At 66.1% G+C, this 16,130-nt stretch carries 8 protein-coding genes; 6 read left to right on the plus strand and 2 right to left on the minus strand.

Going from position 1 to position 16,130, the window contains the following annotated elements:
• Window positions 1–667 precede the first annotated feature (667 nt).
• Both RZV17_RS15085 and RZV17_RS15090 read left to right on the plus strand, forming a co-directional pair.
• Complete coding sequence (locus RZV17_RS15085; RefSeq protein ID WP_355604618.1) at window positions 668–3,082, plus strand: TonB-dependent receptor domain-containing protein; 2,415 nt, start codon at window positions 668–670, stop codon at window positions 3,080–3,082.
• A 337-nt stretch (window positions 3,083–3,419) separates the two neighbouring features.
• Complete coding sequence (locus RZV17_RS15090; protein WP_355604621.1) at window positions 3,420–5,585, plus strand: phosphocholine-specific phospholipase C; 2,166 nt, start codon at window positions 3,420–3,422, stop codon at window positions 5,583–5,585.
• 135 nt (window positions 5,586–5,720) lie between these two features.
• Here the strand turns inward: RZV17_RS15090 and bla are convergent, their stop codons facing one another.
• Window positions 5,721–6,614, minus strand: coding sequence for a class A beta-lactamase (gene bla, locus RZV17_RS15095; RefSeq protein ID WP_355604624.1), 894 nt, complete (start codon window positions 6,612–6,614; stop codon window positions 5,721–5,723).
• A gap of 100 nt (window positions 6,615–6,714) precedes the next feature.
• Here bla and ampR point away from each other — a divergent pair, with 100 nt between their 5' ends.
• Entirely contained in the window at window positions 6,715–7,587 is an 873-nt protein-coding gene (gene ampR / locus RZV17_RS15100) for a LysR family transcriptional regulator AmpR (protein WP_104579890.1), read from the plus strand.
• 455 nt (window positions 7,588–8,042) lie between these two features.
• Here ampR and RZV17_RS15105 read toward each other — a convergent pair whose 3' ends face one another.
• Entirely contained in the window at window positions 8,043–9,962 is a 1,920-nt protein-coding gene (locus RZV17_RS15105; RefSeq protein ID WP_123137306.1) for an ABC-F family ATP-binding cassette domain-containing protein, read from the minus strand.
• Between the two features lie 181 nt (window positions 9,963–10,143).
• On the opposite strand from RZV17_RS15105, the gene RZV17_RS15110 reads away from it, so the two are divergent.
• The 3 genes from RZV17_RS15110 to RZV17_RS15120 all read left to right on the plus strand — a co-directional run bounded on the left by RZV17_RS15110 (window position 10,144) and on the right by RZV17_RS15120 (window position 16,018).
• A complete protein-coding gene (locus RZV17_RS15110; RefSeq protein ID WP_184374847.1) occupies window positions 10,144–12,525 on the plus strand; it encodes a TonB-dependent receptor in 2,382 nt (793 codons plus the stop codon).
• A 405-nt stretch (window positions 12,526–12,930) separates the two neighbouring features.
• The gene (locus RZV17_RS15115; protein WP_355604630.1) at window positions 12,931–13,356 is read left to right on the plus strand and encodes a VOC family protein; all 426 of its coding nucleotides are present in this window, start codon (window positions 12,931–12,933) and stop codon (window positions 13,354–13,356) included.
• Between the two features lie 274 nt (window positions 13,357–13,630).
• Entirely contained in the window at window positions 13,631–16,018 is a 2,388-nt protein-coding gene (locus RZV17_RS15120; RefSeq protein ID WP_355604633.1) for a TonB-dependent receptor, read from the plus strand.
• Window positions 16,019–16,130: the final 112 nt, after the last annotated feature.

Here is a 16,130-nt window from a genome sequence, read left to right on the forward strand (position 1 = left end):
GACGTACTTGCGGCGTGTCCCGCGAGCGGTGAGGGCACCGCGCCCTCGACCAGACTTGAAGATAACAAAGCGCTCGCAATACGCACGATGCAGTCGTTGCTAACTGATTGCTCAATACTGGTAGATCAGGGGGAAAGCGGATCATCTGCGCCATTGCTGCAGGGCCCTTGCCCGCCCACCATCGCAGGACACGCTGCAAGTACGTCCATGTAGCTCCGCGGCGGCATCCATGCCGCCAAGGGTCCCGCGACGGTGGGCGGGCAAGGACCAGTTGCGATGGTCGGCGCGCAAGGTTTTCAACAAGCGACAGGCAACCAGCAACCTAGTGGCGCGGCGCCCTCAGTTCTTGAACAAAACCACCAACCAACTGCCTGGCATGGTGTCCTCACCGAGCCGGCGCTGACGGATTCATCGCGTGTCCCGCGCGCGGTGAATCCGCCGCGCGCTCGCCCGGCTCGGCTTTGAACAGACCTCCGACGACAGATGACGTCGTCTCGTATCGGAGATCTCACCGGAAGGCTGGAAACACCAGCGTCCACTAGACATCATCCTGTCGCTGCGACTCGACGCATCGCTATGCGTGATCGCAGCCCCATCCGTAGCGCGGTCATCATCACGCAACGCAAGCGCGGCAGTCTTTGAACACCCCCCCGCTTGCTGGATTGCAATGGATTCGACGTCCTCCTCGCGCGTGCGCCACCCGGCCACGCTTGCGTTACTGCTGGTTCCACTCGCCGTGCCCGCTTATGCGCAGCAAGCTCCTGACGGCGCAACGTCAGGCCGGGTTGCGAGCGACGCACCGACCGGCACTGGCGAGCAAGTGTCCACGTTGGATCAGGTGCAGGTGGTCGGCCAGGCGATGACGTATTCCAAGACCTCCGTCAGCAAGGAAATGCTGGACCGCCAGTTCGTGCTGGGCAGCGTCAACGATGCGCTCAACGAACTGCCTGGCGTGGTGGTGACCGAGGCCGATGCATTCGGCTCGTCGGATTGGGGCACCCAGATCAGCATGCGTGGCTTCGTCAGCAATCGCGATACCCAACAGATCGGCACCACCATCGACGGCGTGCCCAATGGCGGCTCGGCCTATGGCGGCGGCTCCAAGGCCAATCGCTTCATCGACATGCCGGATCTGGAAACGGTGGAAGTGAGCCAGGGCACCGCCGACATCGCATCGCGCTCGAACGAAGCGCTGGGCGGCACCTTGAATTACCTCACCGGCGAACCGCTGGACACCCAGCGTGTGCGAGTGATCGGCGGCATCGGCGACAACCAGGCACGCAAGTATTACGCCCGTTACGACACCGGGCTGCTAGGCGGCACTACGCGCGCCTGGATCAGCGGCTCGTCGGCGCGTAACGACGACTGGATCGACGGTAGCGGCCACACCAGCCGCGATCACCTGGCCGGCAAATTCGTCAGCGCATTGAACAAGTGGACGCTCAGCGGCTACGCGTCCTACGACGATGCCGACGAATCCGAATACACCAGCGTGACACCCGAACAGTTCGCACGCGACCCCGAGCACGATCTGTTGACCGGCACGCTCACCGGCATTCCGTATCTGGACCAGAACTACCGCTCCGGCTCGCGCGCGTTACGCAAGAACACCTTCGGTTACCTGCGCGGCGCCTTCGATGGCGGCAACGGCTTCAAGACCACATTGACCGGCTACGCGCACCGCATGCAAGGCCGTGGCGACTGGATTCCGCCGTATCTGGTGGACGTCACCAACGACGGCGCCGGCGCAGTGGAATCCGAGGCGCGCGGTGGCAACACCGTGTATGCCGGCAGCGACCTGGGCAAGCTGTATTACCTCACCCCCGGCGGTGCGGCCGCGACGATGCTGGCCGGTTGCGCCGGCAGCGATGCGGTGCCGGCCGAATCCAATCCGGCCTGCTACCCGGCCGGCTCGGTCCCCGTGCAGTCGTACCGCCATAGCCACTACGACAACCACCGCGCCGGCGCGATGGCCGATGTGGAATGGCGTGCCGATCTCGGCGCCATCGACAACACCGTGCGCGCCGGTGCCTGGCTGGAGCGTTACGACCGAAGCGTCACCCGCGACTGGCATCGCCTGCTCAACGTCGGCACCAACATCAGCTTCGATCATCAGCCGTACTGGGTGCAGTTCAAGGACAACTACCAGACCGACGAACAGATGTACTACGTGGAAGATGTGATGCGCTACGGCGCCTTCGCCTGGCGCGTGGGCGTGAAGCAGTTCTTCCTGGACCAGAGCCGCGACCGCCGCATCGGCGAGGCGCAGCATGTAGAATCGGATGCGCATTCGGACCCGCTGCTGTCGGCCGGCCTGACCTGGACCACGCCGCTGCAGGGCCTGGAAGCCTTTGCCGGTTACTCGCAGAATTTTGCCGCCATCCCCTCCGGGGTGCTGGGCGAAACCGACCCGATCGCACTGAGCCGGGTCAAACCGGAAACCGCCGACAACGTCGAACTTGGCCTGCGCATCAGCCGCTGGCCGCTGACCGGCAGCGTGACCTTGTACGACATCCGTTTCGACAACCGCATCGTGTATGTGCCGGCCAACTTCGTCAGCGGTATCGACTACCTGGGCGAAACCGATGGCGTGTACGAAAACTTCGGCGGCGTGCATGCGCGCGGCGTGGAAGCGGCGCTGGGCTACGGCTGGGACAACGGTTGGCGCATCAATGGTGCCTACACCTACAACAAGGCCGATTATCTGGGCAGCGGCGATGCCGCGCGCGATACCGCACTGGAGATCACCCCCGGTGCGCAGGTGATCGGCCAGCCGCGCAACACCTTGGTGATGTCGGCCGACTGGCGCGGCCAGGCCTGGCGCTTCGGCGTCTCCGGACGCTACCTGGGCAAGCGCTATCTGGACGCTTCCAACCGCGCCGCGCTCGATGGCGTGACGACCTTCAATGCGAACCTGGGGGTGGAGCTGTCGCAGCTATCGTCGCAGCTCACCGGCCTGCAGCTGGCACTCAATGTCAGCAACCTCACCGACAAACGCTACCTGGAAGGCGTGGACGGCAGCGACAGCGCGTTCATCGCGGCGCCGCGCACGGTCGGTTTGACGCTGACGCTGGATCTGTAACGGCGGATCGACCGGTGCGTGGTGCACGGGCGCTGCTGCTGACTTACGCTAGTCCGAGATTTTTAGGTGCGGGTACTGCGCCCCCATCCGCCCTTCGGGCACCTTCCCCCGCAGGCGGTGGAAGGCAGCGTTTCCCTTCTCCCGCTGGCGGGAGAAGGTGGCGCGTAGCGCCGGATGAGGGCGGGGCCGGCGGGGCTTAGACACCGGGGGTCCAGAAAGCCTGTGCCTACGCCTGCAACTAGCTGCTTATGCCGACCGTGCCCCATCCGCCCTTCGGGCACCTTCCCCCGCAGGCGGTGGAAGGGGCTCGTGAGGGTTCAGCCAATCAGGTGACACGATGATCGATCTTCCCCGCCGCCGCGTTCTGCAGACCGGGCTGAGCGCCGGCACGACGGCACTGCTACCCAGCATCGGGCGCGCCGCAGCCATCGCGCCCGATCGCCGCAGCGGCACGCTGAAAGATCTGCAGCACGTGGTGATCCTGATGCAGGAAAACCGCGCGTTCGATCACTACTTCGGTGCCCTGCCCGGCGTGCGCGGGTTCGGCGACCGCTTTCCGATTCCGGCGCCGCCGTTGCCGGGCGCTCCAGCGCGGACGGTGTGGCTACAACCCAGCGAGGACGGCAAGCAATGGCTGACGCCGTTTGCACTGGACACCGCCGCGCAGTTCGGCTTCATGCGCGTCAAGGGCACACCGCACAGCTGGCCGGATGCACACCAGGCCTGGGACCATGGCCGGCTCGGACATTGGGCCGCCGCCAAGCACGACCATGCGCTGGGCTATTACGGGCGCGCGGATATTCCCTTCCAGTACGCGCTTGCCGATGCCTTCACCATTTGCGATGCGTACCACGCTTCGATCCAGACCGGCACCAATTCCAACCGCGTGTTCCTGTGGACCGGCGGCAACGATCCGCAGGCGCGCGCAGGCGGCCCGGTGATCGGGAATTCGCACGACAACTTTCCGGAACTGGGCGGCTTTGCCGAGCCGTATCGCTGGGCCACCTATGTCGAACATTTGCAGCGCGCGGGTGTGTCCTGGCAGATCTACCAGGACATGGCCGACAACTTCACCGACAACCCGTTGGCCGGCTTCGACGCGTTCCGGCAGGCGTACCGCAACAGCCCTGGTCACGACGCGCAGTTGCGTGCGCGTGGCATCAGCACGCGTGGTGTGCAGCAGCTACGCGCAGACGTGTTGGGCGGCCGGCTGCCGTCGGTGAGCTTTGTCATCGCCGATGCGGCCGGCAGCGAGCACCCCGATCCGTCCAGCCCCGCCCAGGGCGCGGCCTACACCGCAGGCGTGCTGGATGCACTCACCGCCGATCCGGCGGTATGGAGCCGCACGGCCTTGCTGCTGATGTTCGATGAGAACGACGGCTTTTTCGACCATATGCCCCCGCCCGCACCGCCGTCGCCGGATCCGCGTGCCGCCGGTGGATTTGCCGGCGCATCCAGCATCGCCACCGACGACGACTACCACCGTCACCCGGCGCCAGGCGAACAGAAGGTGGATCTGCCCGAGCTGCGCGGGCGCCCGTACGGGCTGGGGCCGCGCGTGCCGATGTATGTGATCTCGCCATGGAGCCGTGGTGGCTGGGTGGACTCGCAGGTGTACGACCACACCTCGGTGCTGCGTTTGCTGGAACGCCGCTTCGGCGTGCCCGCAGCGGAGATCACGCCGTGGCGGCGTGCGGTGTGTGGCGATCTGACCAACGCGTTCGATTTCCGCAGCGCCGATGCACGCCCGTTCGCCGCGGCGCTGCCCGATGTGGGCGATGCCGCAACGCGTGCAGCGGCCCTGCGCGAGCACACGCTGCCACCACTCCCGGCCACCTTGCAGCCGCCCGCGCAGCCATTCGGCCTGCGCCGTTCGCGCGCCGTACCGTATCGCCCGAACGTGCAACTGGCACATGCACAAGAGCGCGGCGAGGTGCGGCTACGCATGGGCAACAGCGGTGCAACGGTGGTACTGCAAGTCTACGACCCCTACGACCTGGCGGCGGTGCCGCGCCGCTACACAGTGGGCACCGGCGCCATCCTGGAAGGCGACTGGACCACCTACGATGGTCGCTACGATCTGTGGCTGATCGGCCCGAACGGATTCCATCGTCACTATCGCGGCGACCTGAGCGCCCCGTTGCTGATGACCGAGATCAGCCAAGATCCGGACGACGCCACATCCGTGTTGCTATCGCTGCGCAATGGCGGCAGCACTGCCGTGCAGGTGGAGCTGCAACCAGGCGCGTATGCAGCCGCGCAGCCGCACGAGCGCCTCAGCATTGCACCCGGCGCGACCGAGCAGCGCCGGTGGAAAGCGGCAGCAACCGGCGGCTGGTACGACCTGTGGGTGCACCACGACGGCGCGGCGCAGCGCCTGGCAGGTCGCATCGAAACCGGCGCCGACAGCGTCAGCGATCCCGCCATGGGTGGACCGGCGCGGTTGCAGCAGGAAAGACCTGTCGCGATCGATGCGCTGGGCCGAGTGGCCGTGCCAGGTTGAATGTTGCCGCTGGCCAGCGGCAACCATCGCTCCGCATCACCGCTGCTGCGTGGAGGAACGTCGCAACCTCCCTCGCCGCAATCGTGCCTGCCGAATCGACATGCGCCGCCATCGCCACGTGTCGCTTCGGCAGGCTCACCTTCCAAACCATTCCCGCACCGCGACCGCGACTGCCTTCAGCGCCGCATCGCGTGCAGCAGCGTCGACCTTGGCTCCGTTCAAGTATGTCGTCAGCAGCAGCGGCGGCTGGCCCTTCGGCGGCCAGAGGATGGCGATGTCGTTGCGGGTATCGGTGCCGTTGCTACCGGTCTTGTCGCCGATCTTCCAGTCGGCCGTGAGCCCCGCGCGCAGGCAATCGTCGCCGGTGCGGTTGTCGATCATCCAGTCGGTCAGCTGCTTGCGCGAGGCAGGCTGCAGCGCATCGCCAAGCAGTAGCGTGCGCAGCGTGGACGCCATCGCAGCAGGCGTGGTGGTGTCGCGCGGCTCGCCGGGGGCGAACCCGTTCATCTCCGGTTCGTAGCGGTCGCTGCGGGTCTTGGCATCGCCGATGCTGCGCAGGAAAGCGGTCAATCCGGCCGGGTCGCCGACCAGCGGGAACAACAGGTTGGCGGCCGGGTTGTCGCTGTGGATCATCGTGGCCCGGCACAGTTCGCCGACACTCAGCGTGCCGCCGACATGGCGCTTGGTGACCGGCGCATGCTCAAGCATGTCCGAGGCACGAATCTTGACCGGTTGCGCCAGCGTGAGCTTACCCTCATCCACCCGCTGCAGCACCGCCGCAGCCAATACAAATTTGAAGGTACTGCACATCGGGAAGCGCTCGTTCTCGCGCTGCCCGAGGCGCCAGCCGGGGGCGCTGCCGAGCAGGCTGATGCCCAGGCGACCACCGGTGCCACGTTCGATGTCCGCCCACTGTGCCCGCAGCATGTCGTCCACATTCACCGCCGGACTGAGCGCCAGTGCGGGTCTGGACGCCGCAAACAGCATGCCCGCGCCGGTTGCGTACAAGAACTCTCGCCGATTCAACATGCGTCTACCTCCTTGAGGGAGCCCGCAGTATCGATGCGCATGGCGCAGCCGACCATCGCGATGTTTCGATCCCAGGCATGAATTGAACTAATCTCTCCCGATGCCCCGCCCCCGCCTCCCGCTCAATGCCCTGCGCGCGTTCGAAGCCGCCGCCCGCCATCAAAACCTGACCCGTGCGGCGAACGAGCTGTGCGTGAGCCAGGCCGCGCTCAGCCACCAGATCAAGGCGCTGGAGCAACAGCTGGGCACCAGCCTGTTCCACCGCCTGCCACGCGGGGTGGCGCTGACCGACGAGGGCGCGGCGCTGGCGCCGGTGCTGGGCGAGGCCTTCGACCGCATCGCCGCCACCCTGGAGCGCTTCGCCGATGGGCGCTATCGCGAGGTGCTCAGCGTGGGCGTGGTAGGCACCTTCGCCACCGGCTGGCTGCTGCCGCGATTGCCGACCTTTCATGCCGCGCATCCGGATATCGAATTGCGCCTGTCCACCCACAACAACCGGGTCGATCTGGCCGGCGAAGGGCTGGATCTGGCGATCCGTTTCGGCGATGGCGACTGGCAGGGCCAGATCGCGCATGCGCTGATGGAGGCACCGTTTGCGCCGGTATGCGCGCCCAGCATGGCGCGCGGCCTGCACACGCCGGCCGATCTGGCGCGGGCGCCGTTACTGCGCTCGTATCGGCTGGATGAGTGGCCGCAGTGGTTTCGTGCCGCGGGAGCGGCGAGCGTGCCCGCGCGTGGGGCGATGTTCGATTCGTCGTTGACGTTGGCCAGCGCTGCGGCGGCCGGCGCCGGTGTGGCGTTGTTGCCATTGCCGATGTTTCGCCAGGACCTGGATGCCGGGCGCCTGGTCTGCCCGTTCCCGATCACGATCGATGCGGGACGCTATTGGCTGACGCGGCTACGTTCGCGGCCTGAGAGTGAGGCGGGGAGGAGGTTGCTTGCGTGGTTGCTGGTGGAGCAAAGGCTGGGGTGACGTTGGATGCGTGGTGTGTTGACTGCGTGCGTATGCTCGACACAGCCTTGACCGTATGCGATGGCTGGGCCGCACCTTATCTGGCCCCTCCATCAAGATGGCTGTCTTCCGCCGTACCCTCACCCTAACCCTTCTCCCGCAGGGAGAGGGGCTTTTCATCACCAGAGCTGCGGCTTGCGCCCTTCTCCCGCCGGGACATTGTCCTCCTTCGTGGGGGACAAGGTGGCGCGTAGCGCCGGATGAGGGTGCGGGCGCGAAGCGCAACGCATTCCGCGGCGACTGCCCTACCCACCTGGGCTCCAGAAACACCCGATGAGCAGCACACATGCTCGGTCCAGACACTGCTCCGTCGACGCATGATGCAGAACATCAAAGCCGTGCACCGCGGAAACCACCTACGGCAAGCGCGAATCGATCAGCACGATCAACACGCAGCAGCATCATCTCGTCCCGCCTTACGCGCCGTCGATCAGCTCCATCCACGCCGCTTCGGCGGCGGCCAGCTGCTGGGCAGTTGTTTCGCGGTCGCGCCCCAGCACCGCCATCTTGTCGCTGTCGGCATAGTTGCCCGGGTTGGCAAGCTCACGATCCAGCGCGGCCAGCGCCGCCTCCAGCTCGCCGACGCGCTTTTCGGCGCTGGCCAGCTTGTGCGGGTTGACGGCCTTCTTCGGCGGCAACGGCTTGGTCGGCGGTGGCGGGGTCGGTGCCGCTTCGGCCATCTTCTGCTTGGTGCCCTGCGCCGCCGGGCGGCTACGCAGCCATGCGGCGTATTCGTCCAGATCGCCGGCGAATGGCTCGACCACGCCATCGGCCACGCGCCAGAAACTGTCGCAGACCAGGCCGATCAGATGGCGGTCGTGCGAGACCATCACGATGGCGCCTTCGAAGTCGCTCAACGCTTCTGCCAGCGCCTCGCGCATTTCCAGGTCCAAGTGGTTGGTCGGTTCGTCCAGCAACAGCACGTTGGGCTGCTGCCAGGCGATCAGCGCTAGCGCCAGACGCGCGCGCTCGCCGCCGGAGAAACCATCCACCACCTCGAACGCGCGGTCGCCGGCGAAATTCCATTTACCCAGGAAATCGCGGAACGCCTGGTTGGAACCATCCGGCGACAGGTCGCGGAAGTGGTCCATCGGCGACTGGCCTTCATGCAGCGACTCCACCGTGTGCTGGGCGAAGTAACCGATACGCAGGTCCGGATGCGCGCTGCGCTCTCCCGCCAACGGCGCCAACTCGCCCACCAACGTCTTGACCAGCGTCGACTTACCCGCGCCATTGGGCCCCAGCAACCCGATGCGGTCGCCCGCCTCCAGGCCGAAGCCGACGTCGTGCAGGATGACCGTGGCAGCGTCGCCCCCATCCGCCCGTCGGGCCCCTTCCCCCGCACGCGGGGGAAGGGAGGTCGGAGCCGGATAGCCGGCCTGTACATGATTCAAGCGGATCAACGAAAACGGCAGCCGATTGGGCTGCGCGAACTGGATGCGGAACTCGCGCTCGGCGCGCACCGCTTCGGTACCGGCCATCTTGGCCAAACGCTTCATGCGGCTCTGCGCCTGGGTGGCCTTGCTGGCCTGCGCCTTGAAGCGGTCGATGAAGCTCTGCAGATGCGCGCGTTCTGCCTGTTCCTTGTCGTGGGCGATCTGCTGCTGGCGCAGGTGTTCGATGCGCTGGCGTTCGAAATCGGTATAGCCGCCGACATACAGCTTGGCGGTGCCGCCGTGCAGGTGCAGGGTGTGGGTGGCGACGTTGTCGAGGAACTCGCGGTCATGCGAAATCAGCAACAAGGTGCCCGGATACTTGAGCAGCCATTGCTCCAGCCACAGCACCGCGTCCATGTCCAGGTGGTTGGTGGGTTCGTCGAGCAGCAGCAGGTCGCTGGGCATCATCAGCGCACGCGCCAGATTCAGCCGCACGCGCCAGCCGCCGGAGAACGACGAGACCGCGCGGTGGTGCGTATCGGCCGGGAAGCCCAGGCCATGCAGCAACTTGCCGGCACGCGCCTCGGCGTCGTACGCGCCGAGCTCGGCCATCTTCTGGTGCGCGTTGGCCACCGCTTCCCAGTCTTCGCGCGCGGTCGCGTCGGCCTCTTCCTGCAGCACCGCGGACACCTCGATATCGCCGCCGAGCACGAACGACAGCGCCGGGTCGGGCAATGACGGGGTTTCCTGCGAAACGCTGGCGGTGCGCACCTTGCCGGGCAGGTCCACGTCGCCCTTGTCGGCCTCCAGCTCGCCCTTCACCGCGGCGAACAGGCTCGACTTACCGGTGCCGTTCCGGCCCACCACGCCGACGCGGTAGCCGGCATGCATGGTCAGGTCGACGTTGGACAACAGCAGACGCTCGCCGCGTCGCATGGAGAAGTTGCGCAGGGAAATCATTGATGGACAGTCCGATAGAACGAAAAGGAATGAGCAGATGAGCAGCATTCCTGCGACGCCATTCTAGCGTTAACGAATAATTAGCGCCTTCAGGTAGGCCGCCGCCGTCTTCGCCCGCTCGCGACCACCCCCTGCCTAGCCTTTAGCGGCCGCACACGGCCCCACAGTTTTCGGAGTTGTCATGACCATCCCCCTTTCCTCGCTTGCGACCGCCGTGGTCGCTGCACTGCTTGCCGCGCCGGCCCTGGCGCAGGACGCCGCCGCCCCGGCAACCGCCAACACCCTGGACACGGTGATCGTCACCGGCACCCGCGTGTCCGACCGCACCGTGGCCGAGTCGCAGTCGCCGATCGACATCATCAGCGCCGAGTCGCTGCAGGCCACCGGCACCCCGGAACTGGCCACCGCGCTGGCGCGTGCCCTGCCCTCGCTGAACTTCCCGCGCCCGGCGCTGAGCGACGGCACCAGCGCGATCCGGCCGGCGCAGCTGCGTGGCCTGTCGCCGGACCAGGTGCTGGTGCTGGTCAACGGCAAGCGCCGCCACACCTCCTCGCTGCTCAACCTCAACGGCACCATCGGCCGCGGCGCCGCGGCGGTGGATCTGAACACCATCCCGGTGGCGGCGATCGCGCGGGTGGAAGTGCTTCGCGACGGCGCCTCGGCGCAGTACGGCTCCGACGCCATCGCCGGCGTGGTCAACATCGTGCTCAAGGGCGCGGAAAAGGGCGGCAGCCTGCAGGCCGGTTTCGGCCAGTATTCGGCTGGCGACGGCAACAACTACGAGCTGTCCGGCGACACCGGCGTGGCCTACGGCGGCGACCGCGGCTGGCTGCATGTGGCGGCCCAGCTCAACCAGCAGGATCCCACCGACCGCGCACGCGGTTATGCCGGCGCGCCCAGCGTCTCGCAGCCGGCCGTGGGCCAGAAGGCGTTCAAGATCGGCGACCCGGACGTCAATGCCCAGGCCGCCTCGCTCAACACCGAGTACCAGTTCAGCGACAGCATCACCGGCTATGCATTTGCCACCGCCAGCAACCGCGACATCACCTCATTCGCGTTCTTCCGCGCGCCGGGCAGTTCGCAGAACCTGCTGTCGATCTACCCGCAGGGCTTTTTGCCGGAGATCCAGAGCTACGCCAAGGACCGCTCGCTGGTGGCCGGTGTGCGCGGCTCCACCGCCAGCGGATGGGATTGGGACGCCAGCTACAACTATGGCTACAACCGCATCGATTTCCACACCCGCAATACGCTCAACGTGAGCCTGGGGCCGACCTCGCCCACCTCGTTCTACGACGGCGCGTTGGAGACCACGCAGAACATCGTCAACCTGGACATCAAGCGCGGCTTCGACTGGGGCCTGGCCTATCCGGTGACGGTGGCCTTCGGTGCCGAATACCGCAACGAAAAGTGGAACCAGTCGCCGGGCGAAGTGGGCTCGTATTTCCAGGCGGGCACGTTGGCCGGTGGCGCGCAGGGCTTCGGCGGCTTCGCGCCGAGTGTGTCGGGCCAGTACTCGCGCAACAGCTATGCGCTGTATGCCGATATCGAAGCCGATTTCACCGACAAGTTCTCTGCCGGCCTGGCCGGGCGCTACGAGGACTACGACGACTTCGGCAGCCAGGCCTCGGGCAAGTTGTCGGGCCGCTATGCGTTCACCGACAAGATCGCCTTGCGCGGCACGGTGTCGTCGGGCTTCCGTGCACCGTCGCTGGCGCAGCAGTATTTCCAGTCCACCAGCACAACCTTCCTGGCCGGCAACCCGAACCCGTTCGAGATCCGCACCTTCCCGGCCGACAGTAACGTGGCGCGTGCCTTCGGTGCCGAGCCGCTGGATGCCGAGACCTCGCTGTCCTACAGCCTGGGCCTGGTGCTGCAGCCCACCGATGCGCTCTACCTCACCGTGGATGCGTACCAGATCGATGTGGACGACCGCATCGTACTGTCGTCCAACCTTACCGGTGCCGGCGTGCGCAGCCTGCTGGAAGCGCAGGGCATCTTCGGCATCAACGGCGGGCGTTACTTCACCAACGCGGTGGACACGCGCACGCGTGGCGTGGACGTGGTGGGCAGCTATCGCTGGCAGCTTGCAGCCAGCAGCGTGGACCTGACCGCCGGCTACAACTACTCGGAAACCGAGGTGCGCAGCGTGGCGGCCAACCCGGCGGCGTTGTCGGCCAACGGGTTGAGCCTGGAGCGTATCGACCGCACCGAACGTGGCCGTATCGAAGAAGGCTTCCCGCGCGACAAGTTCCTGATCAACGGCAGTTGGAACTCCGAGCACTGGACGCTGGCGCTGGGCGCGACGCGCTATGGCAAATACAGCACCCGCCCGGCGGCGGCGATCAATGACCAGACCTTCGGTGCCAAGTGGGTGCTGGATGCCTCGGCCAGCTACAAGGTCGACCGCTGGACGCTGACGCTGGGCGCGGACAACCTGCTGGACGAATACCCGGACGAGAACAACTTCGCCAACTCCACCAGCGGGCAGTTTCCGTACAGCAACCTGTCGCCGTTCGGCTTCAACGGTGCGTACGTGTACGGGCGCATCAACTACCGTTGGTAAGCGATGCGCACAGGCAGCGGCAAGCGCCGCTGCCGTCGCGAGGTGCGGCAACGACGGCCTGCACTGCGCGTGGCGCAGCGGATCTGGCAACGCCAGCCACGCCTTGCGATGCGGGCAGACTGACGCATTTGCTGGCGTCAGCGCTGCAGCTTCGCCGTTGTCGTTCGACCACACGCCCCGGCCATGTCCGGGGCGTGTGCGTTCAGGCCATTGCGACACACGCGTCAGCGGCTACAGGCGCCGGCTGAGGGCTGCATCGCACGAGCAGACGTGCACACGGCGCTTCCGTTAGCACGCGGCACCGCGCCGCCGCCCCGCCCCGTCCGCATACCAGCCGGAACGATGACGGCGCCTGCGCCTGCGCCGTGGTATGAGCGGTGTTCCTGTCATTGCCGGAGCATGCAGATGGACGCATCGAACGTGTGTCGCGGTCGCTTGATCGATCACCTGCATCTGGTGGTGCAGGACCTGCCGGCAAGCCGACGTTTCTATCAGGCCGTGCTCGATGCGCTCGGCGTCCCGATCGGCGGCGAGGGCGATGGGTATTTCTGGGCCGACGAACTGTTCGTTTCCGACCGGCACACCGTCGCGCAAGGCGTCCTGACCGGCCGCCACCATCTGGCCTTCCAGGCCCGCGACATCGCCATGGTGCACGCCTTCCATCAGGCCGCACTCGCCCACGGCGGCCGCGATAACGGCGCGCCGGGCGTGCGCCCCTATCACCCGAACTATTACGCGGCGTTTGCGCTCGATCCCGATGGCAACAACATCGAAGCGGTCTTCCATGGGCCTGCGCAACGCAGTGCCGAGATGGCGCAAATCACGTTCTGATGCAGAACTTTCATATCTGTTATCGATGTCCATGATGGTGCAAGCAAACCCGCGGGGCAGTAGGTCCGGTGCAAGCGATGCATCACCGTGGTGCAAGCTGGCACCGTTTTCATACGCATATTTCCGATGACGGTTGCACGCGCAACGTAACCAAAATTTGACATGCGGTTACACGTGGTTAATGGTTGGGAACGCACCGCAGCTGCCGCCACGGACGCGGCCTGGGAGGGGGCCCACTGCGCTGCATCCGTTCCCCACTCGGAGTTGTCACCGCATGAATTGCAAGTCCAGTCCACTCGCAGTCGCTGTCGTTGTCGCCTTGTCGTTTTCCGCTTCAACCGCAGCCGCGCAGTCACAGGCTCCTGCGCAGAAAACCCTCGACACGCTGATCGTGACAGGCACCCGTGTGGCCGACCGCACCGTGGCCGAATCGGCATCGCCGATCGACATCATCTCGCCACAGGCACTGGAATCGACCGGCACCACCGAGTTGGCAACCGCGCTGTCACGCGCGATCCCCTCGCTGAATTTCCCGCGCCCGGCCATCTCCGACGGTTCTGACGCAGTGCGTCCTGCACAGCTGCGCGGCCTGTCGCCGGATCAGGTCCTGGTGCTGGTCAACGGCAAGCGCTATCACAGCACGGCGCTGATCAACCTCAACGACACCCAGGGGCGCGGCTCTTCGCCGGCCGACCTCAACACCATTCCGATCGCGGCGGTGGAGCGCATCGAAGTGCTGCGCGATGGCGCGTCGGCGCAATACGGGTCGGACGCGATTGCCGGCGTGATCAATGTCGTGCTCAAGGGCAGCGGCGAAGGCGGCAGCGTCAATGGCCGCTACGGCAAGTACAGCGCCGGCGACGGCGAGCAGTATCAGCTCTCCGGCGACGCCGGTTTCAGCTTCGCCGGCACCGGCAAGGTGCACCTGGCCGCGCAGGCCGGGCATTCGGACCAGACCAACCGCGCGCTGCCGTTCGGCGGCCGCGTGGAGCAGCGCTACGGCGATCCGGAGATCGACCAGGGCGCCATCTCGTTCAACGGCGAATACAGCCCCACCGATTACCTGACCTTCTACTCGTTCGGCATGGTGAGCCGCCGCGAAGTGCTGTCCAACGGCTACTTCCGCTTTGCCGGCGACAACCGCAACCGCCCGGAAATCTATCCGGACGGCTTCCTGCCGCAGATCTACAACGTCAGCAAGGACGTGTCGTGGGTGGGCGGTTTGAAGACCTCCACCGAAGGCGGTTTGAACATCGATCTGAGCTACAACTACGGCCAGAACAATCTCACCTTCGATGTGCGCAACAGCTTGAACAACAGCCTGGGGCTGGCCAGCCCGACCGACTTCCACGCCGGCACGCTGGAAGTAACCCAAAACGTGCTCAATGCCGATTTCACCAAGACCCTGGACTGGGGCCTGGCCTATCCGGTCACGCTGGCGTTCGGTGCCGAATGGCGCGGCGAGAAGTTCAATCAGTCGCCGGGCGATGCGGCCTCCTCGGCCAATGGCGGCATTCCGTCTGCAAGCGGCGCGCTGATTCCCGGCGCGCAGGTGTTCCCCGGCTTCAAGCTCTCCGATGCCGGTTACTACAACCGCAACAGCCACTCGGCCTACGTGGATCTGGAAGCGGATCTGACCGACAAGTTCTCCGCCGGCCTGGCTGGGCGCTACGAGAAGTACAGCGACTTCGGCGACACCGCCACCGGCAAGCTGTCGTTGCGTTACGCGTTCACCGACAAGGTGGCATTGCGTGCTACCGCGTCGACCGGCTTCCGCGCACCGTCGCTGCAGCAGCAGAACTTCCAGTCGATCGCCACGCAGTTCCTCAACGTGGCGCAGCCCAACGGCACGGTCACCGCGATCCCGTTCGAGATCGGCACCTTCCGTACCGACAACCCGGCGGCGATCGCGCTCGGCGCCGAACCGCTCAAGGCCGAAGAGTCCAAGAACTACGGTCTGGGTGTGGTATTGCAGCCGGTGGAAAATCTGTACATCACCGTCGACGCTTACCGCATCGATATCGACGACCGCATTGTGCTGTCGGAGAACCTGACCTCGATCGCCGCACGCAACTACCTGCAGGCCAACGGCTTCCCGGGCATCGGTGGCGGGCGTTACTTCACCAATGCGGTGGACACCAAGACCCAGGGCGTGGATGCGGTGGGCACCTACCGCTGGGCGCTGGATGGCGGCAGCGCGGAGCTGACCACCGGCTACAACTACAACAAGACCGAAGTCGAGCGCATCGCCGCCAACCCGGCTGCACTGGAAGCCATCGACCCGGGAGCGGTGCGCATCGGCCGCGCAGAACTGGGCCGCATCACCGAAGGCACGCCGCGCGACAAGTTCTTCCTGGGCGGCACGTGGTCGCCGGGCAACTGGTCGTTCACCGGCACCGCCACGCGCTGGGGCGAGTTCAGCACCTTCGGCACCAACGCCGGCAGCGACCAGACCTATGCGGCCAAGTGGACGCTGGACCTGGCCGCGTCCTACAAGCTGGGCGCGTGGAACTTCACCGTCGGTGGCGACAACGTGCTCAACGAATATCCCGACCGCCAGGAAGCGGGCCTGGGCACGCGCACCTACCTGCCCTACAGCAGCGCCTCGCCGTTCGGCTTCAACGGTGCGCTGGTCTACGCCAACGTGAACTACAAGTGGTAATGGGCTGCGCCGGTCGGTAGCGACCGGCGCCTGCCTTGCATGGCAACGCAGCACCATGCGTGCCAACGCCGTCGCGCGTGCGCCATGCACGTGCCGGCCATTGCGTCACACC

It is taken from the genome of Xanthomonas cannabis, assembly GCF_040616535.1.
Lineage (GTDB): Bacteria > Pseudomonadota > Gammaproteobacteria > Xanthomonadales > Xanthomonadaceae > Xanthomonas > Xanthomonas cannabis.

Coding starts and splice junctions, on each gene's coding strand:
- RZV17_RS15085 (WP_355604618.1), top strand. CDS start 668: ATGGATTCGACGTCCTCCTCGCGCGTGCGCCACCCGGCCACGCTTGCG.
- RZV17_RS15090 (WP_355604621.1), top strand. CDS start 3,420: ATGATCGATCTTCCCCGCCGCCGCGTTCTGCAGACCGGGCTGAGCGCC.
- bla (WP_355604624.1), bottom strand. CDS start 6,614: ATGTTGAATCGGCGAGAGTTCTTGTACGCAACCGGCGCGGGCATGCTG.
- ampR (WP_104579890.1), top strand. CDS start 6,715: ATGCCCCGCCCCCGCCTCCCGCTCAATGCCCTGCGCGCGTTCGAAGCC.
- RZV17_RS15105 (WP_123137306.1), bottom strand. CDS start 9,962: ATGATTTCCCTGCGCAACTTCTCCATGCGACGCGGCGAGCGTCTGCTG.
- RZV17_RS15110 (WP_184374847.1), top strand. CDS start 10,144: ATGACCATCCCCCTTTCCTCGCTTGCGACCGCCGTGGTCGCTGCACTG.
- RZV17_RS15115 (WP_355604630.1), top strand. CDS start 12,931: ATGGACGCATCGAACGTGTGTCGCGGTCGCTTGATCGATCACCTGCAT.
- RZV17_RS15120 (WP_355604633.1), top strand. CDS start 13,631: ATGAATTGCAAGTCCAGTCCACTCGCAGTCGCTGTCGTTGTCGCCTTG.